Below are 23142 nucleotides of genomic sequence, written 5' to 3'. Positions count from 1 at the left end.
GCTGTCTACCCTGTGAAGACGTCAGGACCGTGCGATCTGTTCAATCAATCCGAGTTCGACCCGTGTCGCCAGCCCTGCGACGGTGGGGTCGTTGAACAATTCCGCCGGGTGCAAGGCCAGTTCGTACTGCTTGCGCACCTGCGCCAGGATCTGGATGGCGGTCAGGGAATCGCCGCCCAGATCGAACAGGCTGTCACCGGCGCCGATCGGCTCGAATCCCAGCACCCCGCTCCACAACTCCGCCAAGGCTTCTTCCAGGTCGCTGGCGGGCGCGACATAAGCGTTGGGCAAGGCCGGGCGCGGATGACGCGTTGCCGCCACCACGGGCTGCGCGACGTCGTCGGCATAGTCCAGCGACTGCGCACGCGCCCGCTTGGCCCGCAGCCCCTGCGGCGACACCAGCACATTGCCGCCGCCCGCCGTGGCCACGATGCGCGCCAGGGCCGCCGCGCCCTGCCCGGGCGCGATGGCCGCACCGGAAGGGGCCTGGCGATGCGCCGCCATCCCGACCTCGGACCAGGTGTCCCAGCCCAGCGACCAGACCGGCACGCCCAGCGCCTGCCGGGCGCGGGCCGCGCAGGCATCCAGGTAGGCATTGGCGGCGCAGTAGTCGGCATCGCCATAGGCCCCGACCGCCGCCGCGATCGACGAGCACAGCACGATGAAGTCCAGCTCCAGGCCCTCCACGGCCCGCAGCAAGGCGCGCGTGCCATCGACCTTGGGCGCCAGCACCGCGGCCATGGCCTCGTGGCCCCGCTGCGCCAACACGCCGCCGCCCGGCAGGCCGGCCGCGTGGATCACGCCATGCAAGGCGCCGAAGCGGGCCCGGGCGCGTTCCAGCGCAGCCGGGATGGACTGGGGATCGGTGACGTCGCCCTGCACGATCTCGAACGGCACGCCGGTCGCGTGCAAGGCCTGCAAGGCCGCATATCGCGCGCGCTCGCCCGGCGTGTCCGCGTCGCTGGCCAACGCGGCCCATTGCGGTTGCGGAGCCACGGCGCTGCGCCCCAGCAGCACGCAGCGCGCCTGCGATTGCGTCGCCAGGTGTGTGGCCAGGGCCAGGCCCATGCCGCCCAGGCCACCGGTGATGAGGTAGACGCCTTCATGGCGCAGGCCCGGCGCCTGCGGATCGGCCAGGGGGGCGCATGCAGCATAATCGAGCGTCCAGCGTTGCGGGCCGCGGTAGGCCTGCACCGTGCCGCCTTCCCATTGCGAGGCCAGTACCTGTCCGGCCAGCCAGCCGGCGTAACGCGCCGCAGGGTCGGCGGGCACGTCCACCAGCCGGCAGCGGATGTCCGGCGCCTCATGCGGCAGGACGCGGCACGGCCCGGTCAGCGTGGCGCGCGCGGGCAGCAGGCGGTCGGCGCCGCTGACATCCATCGCCTGGCTGCACACGATCGTGACGGGCAGGTCTTTGACACGCCGCCCCGGCCCCGCGCCCAGCACGGCCTGGATCATCGCGACCACGCTGTAGAAGCCCTCTTCCAGGATGGCCTGGTCGGTCGCGCGACCGGCGGCCGGCACGCTCCAGGCATGCACGACGCCCGCCAGCGGCGTATCGCGGTCGCCCAGGGCATCCAGCAGGCGCGCCATGTCCTCGGCGGCGCCGGGCCGCAGCGCATAGTGGCTGGCGGACTGCACCTCGTAGCGGGCCGCGCGCTCGATGAACACGATGTCCGCGCCCAGGCGTTCCAGGCGCGCGCGCAAGGCGGCAGTCAGCGCGTCGTGCTGGCCGAACAGCAGCCAGTGGCCCGGGGCCGGCGCGGCGCCGTCGGCCAGGGGCGCGGCCTGGGTCCAGCACGGCTGCTCGAACCAGGCCTCGACCGGGCGGCTGTCGCCCGGCGTATCGTTCGCCCGCGGCGCTTGCGTGCCGGTCTCGGCGCCCTCGATCCAGTACGAGCGGCGCTCGAAGGGATAGCCCGGCAGCGATACGCGGCGGCCGTCCGTGCCCTGATAGGCAGACCAGTCCAGCGGCACCCCGGCGCACCAGAGCCTGCCCACGGTCTGGGCGCAGCATTGCGCGGCGTCGGCGGCATCGCGCGGCGTGGGCAGCGAGGCCAGCACGGCCGCGGCGTCCGCGGCGCGCGGATGCCGGCGCGCCAGCGCGGTCAGCACCGCGCCCGGCCCGGTTTCCAGCAGCACCCTGCCCGGCTCGGCCAACAAGGTGTCCAGGCCAAGGGCGAACTGCACCGTGCCGCGCAGATGGCGCGCCCAATAACGCGGGTCCACGGCGTCCTGCGTCGTGATGGGCTGGCCGCTCAGGTTGGAAATCCACGGAATCGACGGCGGTTGGCGGGGAACGCCTTCGACCAGGGCGGCGAAGGTATCGAGCACCGGCTCGACCATCGGGCTGTGAAACGCATGCGACACCGTCAGGCGGCGCGCCTCGATGCCCTGCGCCGCCAGCCCCTGCTCGGCCGTCTCGATGGCCTGCGGGGTACCCGACAGCACGCACAGATTCCCGGCGTTGACCGCCGCGATGCCGCAGTCGGCGCCTGTCCAGCGCGCGGCCTGATCCGGGCTCAGCGGCACGGCCAGCATCGCGCCGGCAGGCAACTGCTGCATCAGGCGGCCGCGCGCGGCGATCAGCGACAAGGCGTCCGGCAACGGGAACACGCCCGACAGGCAGGCCGCGACATACTCGCCGACGCTATGCCCCAGCATCAGCGTCGGCTGCACGCCCCAGGACATCCACAGCCGCGCCAAGGCATACTCGATGACGAACAGCGCCGGCTGCGTGAGCGCCGTGCGCGCCAGTTCGGCGGCGGCCTCTCGCGCGGCGGGGCCCGTGGCGAACATCGGGCGGCGCAGGTCCAGGCCCAGCAAGGGCTGCAGGATGGCGCAGCATTCGTCCACGGTGGCGCGAAACGCGGGTTCCTCTTGGTACAGCGCCACCGCCATGCCGGCATGCTGCGAGCCCTGTCCCGGAAACAGCATGGCGACCTGCGGCGCCTCGTGCCGCGCGGCTGCCGGCCGGTACGGCGCCAGCGTCTGGCCGTCCGTGGCCATCAGGGTGTAGCCCCGCCAGTCGAATTCGCGCCGCCCTTGCTGGAGGGTCCAGGCCGCGTCGGCCGCGGCGACGTCGCCTTGCGCCAGCCGGTCGCCCAGGCGGGCCTGGGCGCCGTCGAGCGCCGCCGCGCTGCGGGCCGATACCGGCAGCACCTGCCAGCGCCGCCGCGGCGCGCGGGCCGCCGGGCGCGCGGGCGCCTCTTCCAGCACCACGTGCGCATTGGTGCCGCCGATGCCGAAGGAACTGACCCCGGCGCGGCGCGGCAACGGGCCCACCGGCCAGGTCTCGGCTTGCGTCAGGACACGGAACGGCCCCGCGGCAAAATCGATTTCCGGATTGGGCGTCTGGAAATTCAGCGTCGGCGGCAAGGTGGCGTGGCGCAACGCCTGCACGGCCTTGATCAGGCCGGTCACGCCGGCCGCCGCGTCCAGATGGCCGATCTGGGTCTTGATCGATCCGATGCCGCACTGGCCGGCACGCCCGGGCGATTGGCCGAAGGCGCGCGTCAGCGCGGCGATCTCGATCGGGTCGCCCAGCGCGGTGCCCGTGCCGTGCGCCTCGACGTAGCCGATGCTGTCGGCCGCCACGCCCGCGGCCGCCTGCGCGGCCAGGATGACCCGCGCCTGCCCCTCGGTGCTGGGCGCGGTGTAGCCGGCCTTGCCCGAGCCATCGTTGTTGATGGCCGAGCCCTTGATGACGGCCAGCACGTTGTCGCCATCGTCCCGCGCATCGGACAGGCGCTTGAGCACCACCGCCGCCGCGCCGCTGCCGCTGACCGTGCCCGCCGCCCGCGCATCGAAGGCGCGGCAATAGCCGTCGGGCGAACGGATCGATCCGACCTGGTGGTAATAGCCCTCCCACTGCCCCAGATTGAGCGACACGCCACCGGCCAGCGCCAGGTCGGCCTCGTAGTTCAACAGGGACTGGCACGCCAGATGCACCGCCACCAGCGAGGTCGAGCACGCCGTCTGCACGCTCACCGCCGGTCCGCGCAGATCCAGCTCGTAGGCCACGCGCGTGCACAGCGCATCCTTGTCGTTGCCGTTCAGGATGGCGGCCAGGGTGGCGTCGTCGCCTTGCGTCATGCCGGCTGGCAGCAGGTTGCGCCAGGCGTACTGGTTGACGCCGCTGCCCGCGTAGACGCCCACGCGGGCGGGCTGGCTGCGTCCGTAATAACCGGCGTCCTCCAGCGCGTGCACCGCGGTTTCCAGGAAGAATCGCTGCTGCGGATCCAGAAGCTGCGCCTGGCGCGCCGAATAGCCGAAGAAGGCGGCGTCGAATCCATCCAGATCGGGCAGCACGGCGCCGGCCGCCACGAAGGCCGGGTCGTCGCGCCGCGCCAGCGGCACGCCGTGTTCGGTCAATTGCGCGTCGGTATAGCGTTGGATCGCCTCGACGCCCGCGGCCACGTTGCGCCACAGCGCGTCCACGTCCGCCGCGCCGGGAAAGCGTCCCGCCATGCCCACGATGGCGATCGCCAGGCCATCGTCGTCGTCCTCGAAAGCGGGATCCCGGTCATTCATGGCAACGCTCCTTGCGCGGCGCGCTTGCGGCGACGCAGATGTTCGCGGCGCTGACGCGCGTCGTCGGCGTGTGCCTGCGCCTGGGCAGCGTCCTGGTCCGGGTCGGGTGGCGCCGGACTCAGGTGCGCGGCCAGCGCGGCAACGGTCGGATAGGTGAACAGATCGACGGCGGGAATGCGCTGGCCCAGCGCCGACTGCAGCTCGGCCTGAAGGCGCAGCACCAGCAATGAATGACCGCCGCTGTCGAAGAAGTTGTCATGCAGACCCACGCGCTCGCGTCCCAGCACCAGGCACCAGGCCCGCGCGATGGTCTTCTCGATGTCGCGCGTGGGCGCCTGCATCGCGGCCGGCGCGGCCTGCGTGGGCGCGGGCAAGGCCTTGCGGTCGAGCTTGCCGCTGGCGTTCAGCGGCAGCCGCTGCAGCACGGTGATGCTGGACGGCACCATATAGGCCGGCAGGCGTTGGGCCAGTCCGGCCCGCAAGGCTTGCGGCGCGGCGGCCGCGTCACCCGCCGCCAGCACGACGTAGGCCGCCAGTTCGGGGCCGCCCGCGCCATCGCGCACCAGGGCCGCCGCCTGCGCCACGCCGGCCATCCCGGCCAGCACGGTTTCGATTTCGCCCAGTTCGATGCGATTGCCACGGATCTTGACCTGGTCATCCGCCCGGCCCAGATAGTGCAGCACGCCGTCGGCGGACCAGCGCACCCGGTCACCGGTGCGGTACAAGCGTCCGCCCGCCGTGCCCAGCGGACTTGCCACGAAGCGCTGCGCAGTCATGCCCGCGCGTCCCAGGTAGCCGCGCGCCAGCGCGATCCCGTCCAGATACAGCTCGCCGGGCTGGCCGGCGGGCACCGGGTTCAGATCCGCGTCCAGCACATGCGTGCCCGTATTGGCGATGGGCCGGCCGATGGGCACGTCCGCGCCACCGGGCGGCAGGCAGGGCCAATGGGTAACGTCGATGGCGGCCTCCGTCGGGCCGTACAGATTGTGCAGCTCGGCCCAGGGCAGTTGCTGCCAGGTCTGCGCCTGCAGGGCGGCGGGCAAGGCCTCGCCGCTGCAGATCACCCGGCGCAGGCTGCGGCACTGGCTGGCCACGCCGCCGTCCAGGAAGGCCTGCAGCATCGACGGCACGAAATGCGCCGTGGTGACGCCATCGCGTTCGATGACGGCGGCCAGCGCCTGCGGATCGCGGTGCGCGCCAGGATCGGCCACGGCCAGCGTGGCGCCCGTCATCAGGGGCAGGAAGAACTCCCAGACCGAGACATCGAACCCGAACGGCGTCTTCTGCAGCACCACGTCGCCCGCCTGCAGGCGGCACATGTCCTGCATCCACATCAGCCGGTTGTCCAGCGATCCATGCCGGTTGGCCGCGCCCTTGGGCATGCCGGTGGAGCCCGAGGTGTAGATCACGTAGGCCAGCATCTCGGGATGCAGGGGCACGGCCGGCGGACCGGGATCGGCCATGCCGGGCGATTCGGGGGCATCCAGGTCCAGCGTCGTCAAGCCCGGCGGCAGCGACAGGGTCTGGTGATGGCCCCCCTGCGACAGCAGCACCCGGGGCCCGCTGTCGGCCAGCATGTAGTCCAGCCGCGCGGCCGGCAGTTCGGGATCGAACGGCACGTAGGCGGCGCCGGCCTTCAGCACCGCCAGCAGCCCCACCACCATGGCCACGCTGCGGCTGGCCAGCACGGCCACACGGGTATCGGCGCCCGCGCCCGCCTGCGCCAGCCGGTGCGCCAGGCGGTTGGCGCGCGCCTCCAGCTCGGCGTAGCGCAGCGTTTCGGAGCCGTGCACCAGGGCCACGGCATCCGGCGTGCCGCGCGCCTGCCGCGCGATGCGCTCATGCACCGCCACGAAGGGGATCGGCGCGGATGCCGGCACCGCCCAGCGGCGCAGTTGCAGGCGGTGGGCCGACGGCACCAGATCGAAGGCGCCGCAACGCACGTCGGGATCCTGCGCGAGCTGGCGCAACACGCGCTCGCAGGCTTGCAGCACCCGCCCGGCGGCGTCGGGGGAAAAGAGATCGGTGTTGTATTCCAGGTAGCCGCTCACGCCATCGGCATCGATGCGCAGGTCCAGCGACAGTTCGAATTTCGCCGTGCCCGGATCCAGCTCCATGAACTCGGCCTGCGCCTGCCCGAAGGCGCAGCGCGGCGCGGCGGCGCCCATCTGCACGCCGAACAGCACCTGGAACAAGGGATTGCGGGCCGGATCGCGCGGGTCGCGGCGCTGCGACAGCAGCCATTCCAGCGGCGCCTCGGCGTGATTCATGGCCATCAGCGCATCGCGCCGCACGGCCGCCACCACGTCACGCAGGGTGTGATGCGAGGCGATGTCGGCCACATAGACCTGGGTGGTGGCGAAGCAGCCGATCAGCGCCTCGGCCCGCTCGTCATGCCGGCCGGCCTGCGGCACGCCGATGGCATAGCGTCCCTGTTCGCACAGGCGCGCCAGCGTCACCTGCCAGGCCGCCAGCAGCAGCACGAACGGGGTGGCGGCCATTTCACGGCAGCGCTCGCGCAGTTTTTCGGACAGCGCCGTGGGCAGGCGCAACGGCAGCAGCGCACCGGCATGGGTCTGGCGCGGTGGACGCGGACGGTCGTTGGGCAGCGCCAGCGGCGCGATGGGCGCGCCCAGATAGGCTTCCCAGTAGGCCATCTGCGCCGACAGCCGCCCACTGTGCACCGCCAGCCGCTGGTCGTCCGCCAGCTCGGCATAACGTGCCGCCAGCGGCGCCAGTTGCACGGGCCCCGCCAGGGCCTGCGCATACGCGGCCTGCAGATCGGCGGCCAGCAGCGGATTGGAGGCGCCATCCGATGCGATGTGATGCAGGCACAAGGCCAGCACGGATTCATCCGGCGCCAGCCGTACCAGGGTGGCGACGATGGCCGGCGGCCGCGCCAGATCGAACACATGGCCCGCCACGGCGCGCAGCGTGCGCGCCAGGCCGGCCTCGCGCTCGGCCGACGCCAGCGCCGACAGGTCTTCGCGCGACAGCGCGAAGGCGGCGTGCGCCAGCACTTCCTGGCGCGGTTCGCCGTCCACCATCGCGAAGCGGGTGCGCAAGGTGTCATGGCGCGCGATCACGCCCTGCAAGGCACGTTCCAGCGCATCGGCATCGAGCTCGCCCCGGATGCGCAACGCACGCGGCAGGTTGTAGGCCGTCAACGCCGGATCCAGCGACTGCAACAGCCACAAGGGCTCTTGCGCGAACGACAGCGGCGCCGACGCCAGGACGGGCGGAACCGCGGCCATCATGTCGGCTCCAGCACGCCGGCGCCGCCCGAGGGCGCATGCTGCGGCACAGTGGCGCCCAGCCCGCGCAGATACTGCGCCAGCGCCGCGACGTTGGGATGATCGAAGACCGTGCCCGGCGCGATGTCCACGGCCAGCCGCTTGCGCAGGCGCGCGGCCAGCTTGATGACCAGCAGCGAATGCGCGCCCAGTTCGAAGAAGTCGTCATGGATGCCCAGCCCGGGCACCTCCAGCAGGCCGCTGGCCAGCTCGACGAGCACTGTCTCCAGCGCATCGCGCGGCGGTGCGGCATCGCCCTGTTCCTGGCCCGTCTGCGCCGGCGGCGCGTCCAATGCCGCCAGAGCCTGACGGTCTATCTTGCCGTTGGCCAGGCGCGGAAACGCCTGCAGCTGCGTCACGCGGGCCGGCACCAGGTGCGACGGCACGCGTTCGGCCAGGGCCCGGCGCGGATCGGCCAGCGTACCGTCGGCTTGCACGAAGGCCGCCAGTACGGTTTCGCCACCCGCGCCACGGTCGGCCACGACCGCCGCCAGACGCACGCCAGGCAGCGCCAGCAACTGCGCTTCCACTTCGGCCAGATCGACCCGGAAACCGCGGATCTTCACCTGATGGTCGGCCCGTCCGGCCAGCCGCAGGCCGCCGCCGGGCAGCACCCACGCCACGTCGCCGCTGCGATACAGGCGGCCGGCGGCGTCGCCCGTGAAAGCCTCGCCGTCGTCCCGGTTCAGGTAGCCTTGGCACAGTTGCGCGCCGCCGATGCACACTTCGCCCCGGCCACCGACGGGCGCGGGCTGCCCCTGCGCGTCCAGCACCTGGACGCGGTTGTTGGCCAGCAGTTGCGTCAAGGGCAGCGACGACAGGGCTTCGTCCGGGCGCGCCGCGTGCACCATCACCCCTACCGTGGTCTCGGTGGGGCCGTAATGGTTGTACAGCCGGACACCCGGCGCCATGCCCAGCAGGCGCTGCGCGAAGGCGCGCGGCGTGGGTTCGCCGCCCAGCACGATCAGCGAAGGCAGGCGCGGCGCGGCGTCCTCGATCAACGCTTCCAGATGCGTGGGCGTGATCTTGATCGCGTCGATCCGGTGCTGGCTGACGAAGGAAGAGAACGCGCGCGCATCCCGCACATCCGCGTCGCTGGCGATCACCACGCAGCCACCGCTGTACCAGGCGCCGTACAGCGCGGTGTTGCCCAGGTCGGCGGCGACCGAGCTGGTCAGCGCCCAGCGTTGACCGGAAGACAGCGACAAGGCCGTGCCGATCGCCGCGGCGTAGTTCGCCAGCGCCGCATGCCCGACCATCACCCCCTTGGGCACGCCGGTCGATCCGGAGGTGTACAGCACGTAGGCCAGGCCGTGCCCGGCGGCCTCCGTGCCGTCTTGCGCGGCGGCCGCCGCCAGCGCGTCGTACGCCATGCGCGGAACGTGGGCCAGCGCCGTCTCGTCCCCGCGCGCATGGACGCACAGCGCCGGCCGGGCATCTTCCAGGATGGCCGCGCGGCGGGCCTGCGGCCAGTTCGGCTCCAGCGGCAGATAGGCCGCGCCGGCGCGCCAGACCGCCAGAATGGCCGTCAGCAGCGCCGCACCGCGCGGCAGTTCCAGCGCGACGATCTGGCCCGGCGCCACGCCCTGGGCGCGCAGCGCACCCGCCAGGGCCGTTGCCCGCGCATCCATGTCGCGATAGCTCAGACCGTCCGAGCCTTCGGCCACGGCCAGCGCATCCGGCGTCTGCCGGGCCCAGAAACGGAAACGTTCGGCCAGCGGCACGGCGTCGCCCGGCAGGGCCGCGCCTTGCCACGCCAGCGCGATACGCGACGGGTCGACCGCCACGGGCAGACGCCAGGCCGATGCGCCCGGCTGCGCCAGGGCGGCGCGCAACAGGGCTTCGTACTGCGCCAGCATCTGTCCCGTGTCGGGGTGATAGTGACGGGCATCCGCCTCCAGCGTCAGGCAGGCAGAGGCCGCATCCTCGTCGATCCGCAGGGCCAGCGCGCAGCCCGACAAGGTGCCGCCGCGGCGCCACGCCGCGGGGTCGCCCTGGGCGTCGTGCGCGAAGCCCACCGACCAGTGGCCCTGCCGGGCGTCGCCTTGCAATGGCCAGTATTCCTGCGCCTCGCCCTGCCCCGCCAGCTCGGCGTCCAGCCGCGCCACCCAGTCGGCGTACGACAGGCCGGCGCCGATCTCGACGCGCAGCGGCAGCAGTTTCTCGTACACGCCCAGGCCGCCGCGCATCACGTCGTAATCGTCGCGGCAATCGCGCAGCACGCCCGCGGCGAACGCGGACGGCCCGTTCAAGCGCGCCAGCAGCAGCCACCAGGCCGCCATCCAGACGGTCGAGGGCGCGCAAGCGGCTTGCTGGGCGTGGCGCCGTACCGCCTGAACCAGCGCCGGATCGGCCTGCAGGCGGGCGCGCACGCGGCCGGAATGCGCCGGGCAATCGATCTGATAGCCCGACACGGGGCCGGCCAGCGCCGCGCCTTCGGGCAAGGCGGCCTGCCAGTAATCCAGGCCGGCGGCGACATCCGCCGGATCGGCGGCCATGTCCTGGCGCCAAGACACATAGTCGCGATAGGCGAAATCCGCGTCCGCCGAGGCTTGGCCAGCCAGTGCCCGCGCCAGGCGGCGCAGACTGCCGTGGTCCAGCGCCGAGGGATGGGCCGCCACGGCCAACGCGACCCGGCCGGCGCCTTGCAGCAGCGCCACGCGCAGGATCTCGCCGCAAGCGGCGTCCATGGGCGGTTGCGCCCATGCCGCGACGGCCGCTTCCAGCGCCGCGTCGTCGCCGGCCTCCAGCACGATGTCATCGCAGGCCATGCCGCGCGCCTGCGCCAACGGCCCCTGCAGGCCCGGCTCCGATGCGTCGGGCTCCGCCAGCCGGATGGCCACGCGCAGCGCCTCGTGGCGGGCCAGCAGCTGTGCCAGCCGGGCGCGCAACGTCGCGGCGTCCAGCACGGCCGGGCATACATAGGTGAGCGGTGTCCACGCGGCGGCCGCCAAGGCCTGTTGCTCGGGACTCAGTCCATAGGCCTGGGCGGTATCGAGATGCTCCGTCATTGCGCCTGCTCCGCGAGGTCCAGCGAGGACCGGTCGACCATTTCCCCCATCGCCACGACGATCTTGCGGGGGCCTTGATACGGGTCGCGCGCATGCGCGGCCAGCATGTTGTCCAGCATCACGATGTCGCCCTGGCGCCACTGGAAGCGCACCGCGCATGCCTCGTAGGCCTCGCCCACGATACGCATGACGTCGTCGGGAATCACCGATCCGTCGCCGTAGTACACCTGGCGCGGCATGCGCTCGGCGCCCACCAGGCTCAGCAGGTCTTCGCGCACGTCCTCTTCCAGGCACGCGCTATGGTGCAACTGGACCTGATTGAAGAAGCTGCGCTCGCCCGTCACGGGATGGCGGATGATGGCCGGGCACTGCGTGCGGGTCTGCAGCGTGTCGGCATCCAGCCAGCGCCATTGCGTACCCGCCGCCGCCAGACGCGACTCCACTTGCGCGCGGTCCGAGGTCTTGTAGAAATCACGCCAATCCACGTCCAGCCGGGGCGTGAAGGTGCGCACGTACAACAAGCCGTGCTGCTCGAACCGCTCGACCACGTGTTGCGGCAGGCGCGTCAGCATCTCCCGGCAATCGACGATGGGCGTGGCGCCGCCCGAGGGCGAAGGCAGTTCGCAGAAGAACCACTGCTTGCGCGGCCAACGCTCCAGGTGCGCGCTTTCGTTGTGGTACAGAATCATCTGCTTTTCGGGATACGGCGTGGAGCGGTAGGTATTGCGCCCGCCCTCTTTCTTGGGCAGGTCGCCATAGCTGCCGAACAGTTGCGGCTCGATCGCCTCGGCGAACGATTCGAACTGCTGCGGCGTCTTCAGCCCGAAGTCGCGGAACAGCAGGCCGCCGTGCCGCGCCACCCATTGTTCGATCTGCCCGGCGTTGGCGCGGGCCCACGCGACCGCATCCAGGCCGGGCTGGGCCGGCTCGATCACCAGCGGCAGCAACCTGCCTTCGTCGAAGGGCCTGGTGGCGACCTGCGCGGCGCTGTCGGGGCGCTGCGCGGCGCCCGCCGCCAGGCGCGCCAGTTTGTTTGCCTTGCTGTTTGCCAAAGCGGTTCGCATGCCGACCTTCTCCTTGTTGCGGGAAACGAACGGCGCGATATCCAGATCCGGCGTATCCGCGATACGGGTCAGGAGCCCGTGCCATGCCGCCGCGTACTCGCGCGCCGTCGCTTCCGAGTACAGGTCGGACGCATAGACCCACTCGCAGGCCAGGCCGGCGGGTTGTTCCGTGACGAACACGGCGAGGTCGAATTTGGCGTCATTCTCACCCTGGGGCAGTATCTGGACGCTGGCCTCGCCCAGTTCGAAGCGCGCGGCCGGCGTGTTCTGCAGCACGAACAGCATCTGCAGCAAGGGATTGTGGCCGCGCGAGCGCGGCGCGCCCGCCATGTCCACGATCTCGTCGAACGGGACGTGGCGGTGATCCATGGCCGCCGATACCTGCCCGGCGGTGTGCGCCAGCCAGGGCAGGAAGCTGGGCGGCGCATCGTCCAGGCGCGAACGCAGCGGTACTACGTTGACGAAGAACCCGATCGAATGTTCAAGCCAGGGATGGTCGCGCCCGGCCACGTCGGTGCCGACCACCAGGTCGCGCGCATCGGCCGCCCGGTGCATGACCAGGAAGAACGCCGCGATCAGCACGTTGAACAGCGAGGTGCCGCTGCCGCGCGCCACGCGGCGCAGCCCGTCGGCCAGTTCGGGCGGCAGTTGCAGCGGCACGCAGCCGCCGCGATGCGAGGCCACCGCGGGCCGTGGCCGTTCGGACGGCGGACTGGACACGGCGGGCGCTCCGGCCAGGTAGTCGCGCCAGAAAGCGCGGCTGGCCTGCAGGGCCTGCGGCGTGTGGCGGCGCGCTTCCCAGGCGGCGTAGTCGGCATACTGCACGGCTGGCGGCGCCAGCGTCAGCGGGCGCTCTTGCGCCAGGGCCTGGTAGATGCCGCTCAGCTCGCGGGCGAACACCGAGATCGACCAGCCATCGAAGGCGATGTGATGCACGGCCACCAACAGGCGCGACCGCGTGGGCGCCAGCCGCAGCATGCATGCGCGCAACAGCGGCGCGGCGTCCAAGGGCAGCGGCGTGCCGCGCAGCGTGTCGAACAAGGCCGCCTCGCGCGCCTGCCGGTCAGCGGCAGTCGCGTCGCGCAGGTCGTGCACGGGAAGATTCAGCGTCGGCGCGGCCACGGCCCGCGCCAGCGGATTGCCGTCCTCGTCTTCGTCATAGACCGTGCGCAGGGCCTGGTGGCGTTCGATGATGGTGCCGATGGCGCGCGCCACCAGGTCGGGCTCCACCCGGCCCTCGATGTCCAGCCTGGCCGAGATGTTGTAGGCCGACAGCGCGCTGTCCTGCGCCGGGTCGGCCAGCCGTTGCACCAGCCAGAGACGCCGCTGCATGGGCGATAGCGGCAGCACGTCGCCATGTTGCAGCGGCGCCAGTTCCACCGGCGCCCGGGCCGCCGCGCCGCCCTGGCGCGCGCGTGCGGCCTGCGCCGCCAGTGCGGCGATGGTGGGTTCGCGGAAGAACGCGCTGGGGTGGACGTCCACGCCCCATTGCTTCTTCAGGCGCGACAGGACCTGGATGGCCACCAGCGAATCGCCGCCCAGTTCGAAGAAACTGTCGTCCCGGCCGATGCCGTCCAGGCCCAGGCGCTCTTGCCAGACGGCGGCCACTTCGCGCTCGGCCGCGTCGCGCGGCGCTGCGTAGGGGGTCGGCAGGGACGGCCGGGGATGACGCGTCTGCGCCGTGGCGGCGCCCGCTTCCGCCTCGTCCACGCCGTCCAGCAGATCCTGGCCGGATGCCCGCAGGCGCGCGTGCAGGTCCGTGGTGCAGACCAGCACCTGCGCGCACGGCGCGGCGTCGACGATGCGCTCGAACAGGCGTGCGCCGGCCGGACCCTCCAGGCCGACGCCATCGGGCATCTCCATGCCGGCCGCCATGCCCAGGCCGCGCCAGGCATCCCAATTGACCGACAGCACCGGGTAATCGCAGTGCCGCGTGGCTTGCGCCGCGGCGCCGTCCAGATAGGCATTGGCCGCCGCATAGGCCCCCATGCCCAGGCCGCCCGCCACGCTGGCCAGCGACGAGCACAGCAGCACGAAATCCAGCGGCTGCCCGGCCAGCGCGTCGAGCAGCGCGCGCGTGCCGGCGATCTTGGGCGCCAGCACGCCCGCCATCGCGGCGCCGTCCCAATCGGCCAGCATACCGGTCGCATCGGCGCCGGCGGCGTGCACCACGCCATGCAAGGCGCCGTAGCGGGCGCGCGTCAGCGCCAGCGCCGCCTGCAGGCTGGCGGGATCGCCGACGTCGGCGTCGCAGACCAGCACCTGGCCGCCCGCGGCCTCCAGGGCCTGCAGGCGCTGCTGCATGGCGGGTGCGCGGGCCTGCGCGGTGGCATTGCGGCCCAGCAGCGCCAGCCGCGTCTGCCATTGCGCGGCCAGATGGCCGGCCAGCGCCAGGCCGACGCCGCCCAGGCCGCCGGTGATCAGCACGACCCCGGCGCGGCGCAGGCGCGGCGCCGACGGCGGCAGCGCCAGGGGCGCGACGTCGCGCAGCCAGCGTTGGCGGCCGCGATAGGCAACAGTGGATGGGTGCGGCGTGGCGGGGTCCCCGGACGGCCAGGCCGCCAGTTCGGCGCACAGCACGGCGGCGGGCGTGGCGGCGCCGCCCAGGTCCAGCAGGCGGCACGCCAGGCCGGGATACTCCTGCTGCGCCACCTTGAGCAGGCCATTGAGCGCGGCGGCAGCCGGATCGATAGGTTCGTCGCCCGAGACATCGAGCGCGCCGCGCGTCAGCACGGTCAGCCCCAGGGGTGAGGCGGCCTGGGGCGGGGTGGACGGGTCCAACGCGTGCAGCACGGCCAACAGGCCGTCGATGCCGGCCAGGTCGTCCGCGCCCGCGCCGGGCGCCTGCCAGACCACCTGCGCCAGTCCGCCCGGCTCGGCGCGCGCCCGCGCCAATGCGGCAGGCAGCGCCGCCGTGTCCGCTACGTGGCGTACCGTGTACCCCCGCGTTCCCAATCCTTCGATGCAGCCGTCTGGCGCCGGCCCGACCCACAGCACGCAGCCCGTGGCCGACGTATCCAGGCTGCGATTCTGCGCGCCGGACGTATCCACGCCGGACGCATCCACGCCGGACCACGCCACGCCGGGGCCCTCCCCGCGGGTCGTCTTCACACGACTTGGCGCGGCGGCACGGCGCCACGTCATGCAATACGTCGGCCCCGCCTGCGCCTGCCGCGATGCGGCCGTCGTGGCGTCGACCCAATGGCGCTTGCGCTGGAACGGATAGGTGGGCAGCGGCACCATGCGGCCACCGTTGGCGCGGCAGGCGCGCCAATCGACCGGTACGCCGGCTTGCCACAGCGCCGCCACCGCCTGCGCGATGCGCGCGCCGTTCTCGTCGCGCTGCCTCGGGTGCGCCAGGGAAGCCATCAATGCGCGCGCCGTGCCGGCGCCGGGATGTTGCCGCGCCAGCGCGATCAGCGTCTCGCCAGGCCCGACCTCCAGCAGCACCCTGCCCGGCTCGGCATACAGCGTGTCCAGCCCTTGCGCATAGCGCACCGTGCCGCGCAGGTGCCGGGCCCAATAGGCCGGGTCCGTCGCCATCTCGTCGGTGATGCGCGCGCCCGTCAGATTGGAGACGAACGGAATGGACGGCGCACGCCGTGGCACCGAGGCCACGACCCGCTCCAGCGGCCCCGTCACGGCCTCGGTCATGGCCGAATGCGAGGCGAGGGCCACGTGCAGGCGGCGCGGCACATGGCCTTCGCGCGCCAGCCAGGCCTCGGCCGCCTCGATGGCCGGCAGCGGCCCCGACAGCACACTGACCTCTTCGCCGTTGACGGCGGCCAGATCGCAACCGGTCTCGCGCAGCACCGGCGCCAGCGCGTCCGCCGGCAGCGCCACGGCGGTCATGGCGCCGGGCGGCAGCGATTGCAGCAGCCGGGCACGCTCGGCCACCACGTACAGCGCGTCGTCCAGTTCGAAGACGCCGGCCACGCAGGCGGCGGCATATTCGCCCAGGCTATGGCCCAGCATGATGTCGGGCCGCACGCCACGCCGCAGCCACCATTGCGCCATGGCGTACTCGACCGCGAACAGCGCGGGCTGCGCCAGCGCGACCTCGAACAGCGCCGTGTCCGCCGTCTCGCTTGCCGCGCCCTCGGCCAGCACGAGGGGCAACAGATCATGTCCGGTCAGTGCGCGCAGCCGCGCGCAGCAGTGATCCAGGGTCTGGCGGAAACCCTCGTCGTCGCGGTACAGCGCGGCGGCCATGCCGCCGTATTGCGCGCCGCTGCCGGGAAACAGCCAGGCCACCGGCGGCGCGGCGCGCACGGCGGCAGCCGGTTGGCGCATGGGCTCGGCCAGCAACCGGGCCGCCTGCGCGGCATCACGCGCGACCACGGCGTCGCGGTGCGCGAACTCGCGCCGGCCGGCCTGCAGCGTCCACGCCACGTCGCCCAGCGGCGCCCCGGGCGATTGTTCCAGATGCCGGGCCAGGCGGGTCCGTGCGTCGTTCAGGGCGGCGGGCGTCTGCGCCGACACGGGCAGCACCTGCCAGCGATCATCGGGCGCGCCCGATACGTCGGGAACCGGCGCTTCTTCGAGCACCACGTGCACATTGGTGCCGCCCATGCCGAACGAACTGACGCCGGCGCGGCGCGGCGTCGCGCCGCGCGGCCACGGCCGCAGTGAGGTGTTCACGTAGAACGGCGTGGCGCCGAAGTCGATACGCGGATTGGGCGACTGGAAATTCAGGCTGGGCGGCAACTGCTGGTGGCGCAGCGCCAGCGCCGCCTTGATCAGGCCGGCGATGCCCGCGGCCGCGTCCAGGTGGCCGATATTGGTCTTGACCGATCCCAGCGCGCAACTGCCTGGCGGGCAATCCGCGCCGAAGGCCTCGGCCAGCGCGGCAATCTCCACCGGATCGCCCAGCGTGGTGCCGGTGCCATGCGCCTCGACATAGCCCACGCTGGCCGGCGCCACATCGGCCAGGGCCAGCGCGGCGCGGATGACAGCGGCCTGCCCGGCCACGCTGGGCGCGGTGAAGCCGACCTTGTCCGCCCCGTCGTTGTTGACGGCGGACCCCTTGATGACGGCATGCACGGTATCGCCATCGCGCAGCGCGTCGGCCAGGCGCTTGAGCGCCACCACGCCTGCGCCGCTGCCGATCACCGTGCCGCGCGCGTCCTGGTCGAAGGCGCGGCAACGGCCGTCCGGCGACAGGATGGCGCCTTCCTGGAACTGGTAGCCCTGCTCCTGCATCAGGTTGATCCACACCCCGCCCGCCAGGGCCATGTCGCAGTCCTGCGCCCATAGCGCATGGCAGGCGTAATGCACCGCGGCCAGCGAGGTCGAGCATTCCGTCTGCAAGGTGACCGCCGGTCCGCGCAGGTCCAGCTTGTAGGCCACCCGCGCGCACAAGGAGCCCGGCGAGTTGCCGTTCAGCAGGCCCAGCAGGTCGGCGATGCCGCTGTCCGCCCCCAACCCGGTGGCCGGCAACAGGTGGCGCAGCAGGTACAGGCCCGCGCCGCTGCCGCCGTACACCCCGACGGAATCGTTGCGCGCGCGCCCGACGCCGCCGGCCTGCTCCAGGGCCTGCCAGGCGCACTCCAGGAACAATCGGTGCTGCGGATCGAGCTGTTCGGCCTCGCGCGGCGTATAGCCGAAGAAGCCCGCGTCGAACTCGGCCACGTCGTCCAGCACGATGCCCGCGCGCACATAGCCGGGATCGTCCAGCGCCTGCTGCGGCACGCCCCGCGCCAGCAGGTCCGCGTCCGAGAACGCCGTGCGCGATTGCACGCCGTCGCGCAGGTTGCGCCAGAAGGCATCGGGATCCGCCGCGCCGGGAAAGCGGCCGGCCATGCCGACGATGGCGATCTCCAGGCCCGTGCCGGTATCCAGGGAATCGGAATCAGGGGTGCTCATTGAACTCTCCGTGCGGCGCCGCGTTGCAACAGGGCGGCGCGCTGGCGCTGCGCGCGTCCCTCGGCGGCCTGCGCGGCCGCCGGGGCGGCAGCGGACGCCGGCTTGGGCGCCAGATGGGCGGCCTGGGCCGCGACGGTGGCGTGGCGGAACAGGTCCAGCACGGTCAAGCCGGCATCGAGCTGCGCCTCGATGCGCTGATGCAGGCGGATCAGCAGCAGGGAATTGCCGCCCAGGTCGAAGAAGTTGTCGTGCGGACCGACGTGCTCGACGCCCAGCACCTCGGCCCAGATGGCCGCCAGCGCGGCGGCCAGCGCGGTGGCCGGGCCGTCCTGGGCCGGCGTAGCCGGGACAGGACATGCGCCAGCCGCCGCCACGGCGGCCTGCTCGGCATGCGCGGCCAGGGCGGCCCGGTCGATCTTGCCCCCGCTGGCCAGCGGCAGGCTCGGCAGGACGTGCACGGCGCCCGGCACCATGACCTCGGGCAGATGCTGGCGCAAAGCGGCCCGCAGGCCGGCGCCATCCAGCGCGTGATCGGCTCGGGCCGTGACGCAGGCCACCAGTTGCGCGGTATCGCCGCGTTCGAGCAGCAGCACCACGGCTTCCCGCACGCCCTGCAGGGCCAGCAGGCGCGCCTCGATCTCGCCCGGCTCGATGCGGAATCCCCGCAGCTGGACTTGCGCGTCATTGCGGCGCAGATAGATCAGCTCGCCGTCCTCGCGCCACTTCACCAGGTCGCCGGTGCGGTACAGCCGCGCGCCGGCCACGTGGAAGGGATCGGCGACGAAACGGTCGGCGGTGATGTCGGGCCGGTTCAGGTAGCCGCGCGCCAGGGCTTCGCCGCCCAGGTAGAGCTCGCCGGTGACGCCTGGCGGCACGGGCTGCAGATCGGCGTCCAGCACATAGGCGCAGCGCGGGCCCAGCGCCCGGCCGATAGGCGGCGCCCCGGTGGGCTCGCCGCCCGGCGATTGGCCGTCCGCGCGCCAGGCCACCGGCGTGATCACCGCCTCGGTCGGCCCGTACGCATTGATGATGCACGCGGGATGCAACACGCGCCGGAACAGGCGCAGATCGTCCTCATGCCAGGCTTCGCCACCGAACAGCACGGCGCGCAGCGTCGCCTGCAAGGGCTGCGCCTGCGCCAGCAACTGGCGGGCATAGGCCGGCGGCAGGTCCGCCACCGTTACGCCCAATCGTTGCAGATCCTGGTCGAAGGCCGGCGCCAGCGTCTGCCAACGCGGCTGCAGCACCAGCGCAGCGCCCGTGGCCAGGGGCAACAAGGTCTGCTCCAGGCCCGCATCGACGTGCGGCGACGCGAACTGCAGCACCCTGTCGTGCCCGTCCATGCCGCACAGCGCGGTCATGGCGCGCAGGTGGCTGGCCAGCGCGCCGTGCGGCACCGCCACGCCCTTGGGCCGTCCGGTCGTGCCCGAGGTATAGATGACATAGGCCAGGCTGTCCGCATGCAGCGCCACCGCGGGATCGGCCAGGCGCGGGCCCAGCGGGGGCAGTTGCGCGGGCAGAATGAGTTGCGGGCAGGCGGGCGCGGCCAGCGCCAGCGGCGATTCCGCCTCGAAGATGGCCAGTTGCGCGCGGCAGTCGGCCACCAGCGCATTCAACCGCGCGGCGGGCTGCGTGGCGTCCAGCGGCACGTGCACCGCGCCCAGCTTGAAGACCGCCAGCAGCGCGACGACCATCTGCGCGGAGCGCGGCAACGCCGACACCACCACGCCGCCCGGACGCACGCCGGCCTCGCGCAGCCGCGACGCCAGCTGGTTCGCATGCTGGTTCAGCGCGTCGTAATCCAGCTCGCCGGCATCGCCAGCCAGGGCCACCGCGCGCGGCCGCGTCACCGCATGCCGTTCGATCGCCTTATGCACCGGTTCGAACAGCGGCGCCACACCGTCGTGACGGCTGGCGCTCCACTGCGCCAGCGCCTGCTGCTGCGCGGGGGCCAGCAGGACGATCTCGCCGACCGCCTGTTGCAGGTCATCCACGCAGGCCTGCAACAGCAGCGCATAGCTGTCGGCCATGCGCGCGATGGTGGCGGCGTCGAACAGATCGGCGGGGTAGACGAAATCCGCCAGCAGCGTGCCGTCCTGCTGGCGCTGCACATCCAGCGCCAGGTCGAACTGCGAGGCCGCCTCGGGCACGCGCTGGTAGCGCACGGCGATGCCTGGCAACTGGATCTGCCCTTGAACGTCCTGCCCCAGGAAATTGAACATGGCCTGGAACAGCGGACTGACGCGCAGATTGCGCATCGGCACCAGGGCGCGCACGACCTGCTCGAACGGCAAGTCCTGATTGGCCTGCGCGCCCAGCGCCATCGTGCGAACCTGTTCCAGCAGCGTACCCAGCGTCAGGCGTCCGCGCACCGTGGCGCGCATGACGACCGTATTGACGAACAGCCCCACCATGTCCTGCGTACCCGGCGCCGTGCGCTGCGCCATGGGCACGCCGACGCGTACGTCCTCCTGGCCGGTATAGCGGTGCAACAGGGCGTGGAAGGCGGCCAGCAACAGCATGAACAGCGAAGCGCCCTGCCCGGCCGCCACCTGCTGCAGTCTCGCGCCCAGCGCCGCATCCACCGTCAGCCGGAAATGCCCCGCGGGATGCCGCGCGGCATCGGTGCGCGGCCGGTCCAGGGGCAAGGCCAGCACCGGATGACGCTCGCCCAGCCGATCGCGCCACCATGCCAGTTGCCGTGCGAACGCCGCCGTTTGAGACTGCCCGCGCTGCCACGCCGCGAAATCCGCGTACTGCAAGGCCGGCGCGCTGGCCGGGTCCGCCTGGCCTGCGGCGGCGTGCGCATAGGCCTGGGCCCATTCGCGCAGCAGCAGCGCCATGGAGACCGCGTCCGCCGCAATGTGATGCAAGGCGATGGCCAGCACGCAATCGGGCGCGTCTTCTTCGGTGATCACCGCTGCGCGCAGCAGCGGCCCCTGCCGCAGGTCGAACGGCGCATGGCTGAAGCGGCGCAAGGCCGCGTCCAGGCCATCGTTGGCCGATATCCACGACGCCACCGGGCCTTGCGCCGGCGTGACGCGCTGCGTCACCGCGCCCTCGGGCGTCACATCGTAGACGGTACGCAGCACCGCGTGCCGTTCGCGCAGCGCGGCCAGCGCGGTTTCCAGAGCCGCGCGGTCGGGCCGGCGCGACAGATGCAGCGCCGCGCACACGTGGTAGGCGGCGCCGCCGGGATCCAGTTGCCACAGAAACCATTGGCTCTCCTGGGCGTGCGACACCGGTTGAGCCAGCGCCTGCTGGCCGCGGTCCCGCGGCGCGGGCCCGTCGACCTGCGGCGCCGGCGCATCCGCCTGGCCCGCGATCCATCCGGCCAGCGCGTGCAGGCGCGGCTGCGCCAGGATGTCCTGTGCCGAGCACGCGAACCCCCACTGCCGGCGGATCAAGGCGGCCAGCCGGGTCGCCGCCAGGGAGTCGCCGCCCGCGGCAAAGAAATGCGCATCGCGCGGCGGCGTGGCGGACAGGTCCAGTGCCTGCCGCCACACCTCGCACAGGGCGCGCTCGGTATCCGTCCGCGGCGCCGCGTCGCCGGCATCGGCATTGGCATTGGCGTCCTCGCCCAGCACGTAGCGGCCATGCGCGTAGGCGCCATAGGCGTCCAGCGTGCGCCTGGCCCAGCCCTGCCGGCACGCCTGGCGTTGCAGCTTGCCGCTGGACGTCTTGGGCAAGGCGCCGGGTTCCAGCAGCACGACCACCTCGGGCGCATGGCCGAACGCCGCGCCCACCGCCGTGATGGCGGCCTCGACCACCTGCGCGACGCTCGTCTGCTTGCGTTCTTTGCGCGATACCTCCAGCGCCACGCCCACGCCTTCATCCTGGCCCGAGGCGCCGTGCACCGCGAAGGCCGCGACCCGGCCCGGCCGCGCGCCCGCCACGCCCTGCTCCACGACCCGCTCGATGTCCTGCGGGTAGAGATTGTGGCCATTGACGATGATCAGGTCCTTCTGGCGGCCCGTGATGTAGAGCCGCCCTTCGCGCAGGAAGCCCAGGTCGCCGGTGCGCAGCCAGCGGCGGCCCGGTTCGCCGACGAACGTCTCGCGCGAGGCGTCGGGCCGGTTCCAATAACCGCAGGCCACGCTCGGGCCGTATATCCAGATCTCGCCGACCTCGCCTGCCTTCAGGGGCCGCGCGGCGGCGCCGTCGAAAATTCCGATCTCGTGACCATCCGCCGCCACGCCGCAATCGACCAGCTCCATGGCCTCGGCGCCGTCCGGCTCCTGCAGCGCGCGCGCCTGGCCGGCCGCCATGTCGGCGCTGTGGAAACGCGTGCTGCGCATGCCGTCGCCCCGCCGCCCGCCGGTGGCCAGCAAGGTGGATTCGGCCAGGCCATAGCAGGGATAGATCGCGGCCGGCGAGAACCCGGCCGCCGCCACGCGCCGGGAGAATGCCCGGCAGGTATCCGCGCGCACCGGTTCGGCGCCGGTATAGGCCACCCGCCAGCAGGACAGGTCCAGGCCGCGCAACTGGGTGTCGCTGACACGGTCCACGCACAGCCGGTACGCGAAGTCCGGACCGCCGCTGATGGTGCTGCGGAACTCGTGCACCAGCGCCAGCCAGCGCACGGGACTTTCCAGGAAATAGCGCGGCGAGATCAGCACCAGCGGCGTGGTGGCGTACAAGGGCTGCAGCAGGCCGCCGATCAGCCCCATGTCGTGGTAGAGCGGCGTCCAGGTCAACATCCGGTCGGCCGGCGTGATGCCCATGCTGGCGATGATGGCCCGGGCATTGGCGATCAGATTGCCGTGCGACACCATCACCCCCTTGGGCGCGGCGGTCGATCCCGAGGTGTATTGCAGGAATGCGATATCGGAAGGCGACGGCGCGAACGGATGCCAGGTCTCGGCCTCGCTGGCGTCGACCTCGTCGACCGCCAGCAGGCGCGCCTCCTCGAATTCCTGCGCGCCCTCGCGCAATGCGTCGCGCCAATGCGCCAGGGTCAGGATGCAGGCGGCCTGCGCGTCCAGCGCGATTTCGCGCAGGCGCATCATCGGCTGCGGGCGATTGGGCTCGGGCGGAAACACCGGCACCGCGACGACGCCGGCATAGAAGCACGCCAGCATGCTGATGACGTAGTGCTCGTCGTTGTCCAGCATCACCAGCGCGCGCGCGCCGCGGTCATGATCCCGTTGCAGCACCGCGGCCAGGGCCCGCACGCGCGCGTCCAGCTGCCCGTAGGTCAGCACGTCGGCACGGCGGCCTTGCGGCGCCGCGCCCACCACGGTCAGCCACGGCTCGTCGCCCCGCGCATCGGCCAACCCGCGCAGATGCGACACGATGTCCGCCGCCCCGTCCCGCTCCCGGCCCGCCAGCCCCTTCTCGCCCGCCATTCCGATCTCCCTGCGTGGTCGGCGCGCG

Annotated in this window: 5 protein-coding genes; all 5 read right to left on the bottom strand. The window is 72.5% G+C overall.

Annotation, left to right across the window (positions count from 1 at the left end; all coding sequences use genetic code 11):
* Positions 1-21 precede the first annotated feature (21 nt).
* The 5 genes from A7W11_RS06235 to A7W11_RS06215 are packed head-to-tail and all read right to left on the bottom strand — an operon-like array spanning position 22 to position 23114.
* On the bottom strand, positions 22-4533 hold the full coding sequence (locus tag A7W11_RS06235; RefSeq protein WP_066410123.1) for a type I polyketide synthase: 4512 nt from the start codon (positions 4531-4533) through the stop codon (positions 22-24).
* Positions 4530-7790 carry a non-ribosomal peptide synthetase gene (locus A7W11_RS06230; RefSeq protein WP_066410121.1) on the bottom strand — a complete coding sequence of 1087 codons (3261 nt, stop codon included), beginning with the start codon at positions 7788-7790 and terminating at the stop codon, positions 4530-4532. The genes A7W11_RS06235 and A7W11_RS06230 overlap by 4 nt, the downstream gene beginning before the upstream one ends.
* Entirely contained in the window at positions 7787-10837 is a 3051-nt protein-coding gene (locus A7W11_RS06225; protein ID WP_066410119.1) for an amino acid adenylation domain-containing protein, read from the bottom strand. Before A7W11_RS06225 ends, A7W11_RS06230 begins: the two co-directional genes overlap by 4 nt.
* Complete coding sequence (locus A7W11_RS06220; protein ID WP_066410117.1) at positions 10834-17766, bottom strand: type I polyketide synthase; 6933 nt, start codon at positions 17764-17766, stop codon at positions 10834-10836. Before A7W11_RS06220 ends, A7W11_RS06225 begins: the two co-directional genes overlap by 4 nt.
* Complete coding sequence (locus A7W11_RS06215) at positions 17763-23114, bottom strand: non-ribosomal peptide synthetase (RefSeq protein ID WP_066410115.1); 5352 nt, start codon at positions 23112-23114, stop codon at positions 17763-17765. The genes A7W11_RS06220 and A7W11_RS06215 overlap by 4 nt, the downstream gene beginning before the upstream one ends.
* Between the last annotated feature and the right edge of the window lie 28 nt (positions 23115-23142).

Origin of the sequence: Bordetella ansorpii (assembly GCF_900078315.1) — a bacterium.
GTDB classification, from domain to species: Bacteria; Pseudomonadota; Gammaproteobacteria; order Burkholderiales; family Burkholderiaceae_B; genus Bordetella; species Bordetella ansorpii.
The sequence above is the reverse complement of the archived record's forward strand: the minus strand, read 5'-3'. Positions and strand labels throughout refer to the sequence as shown.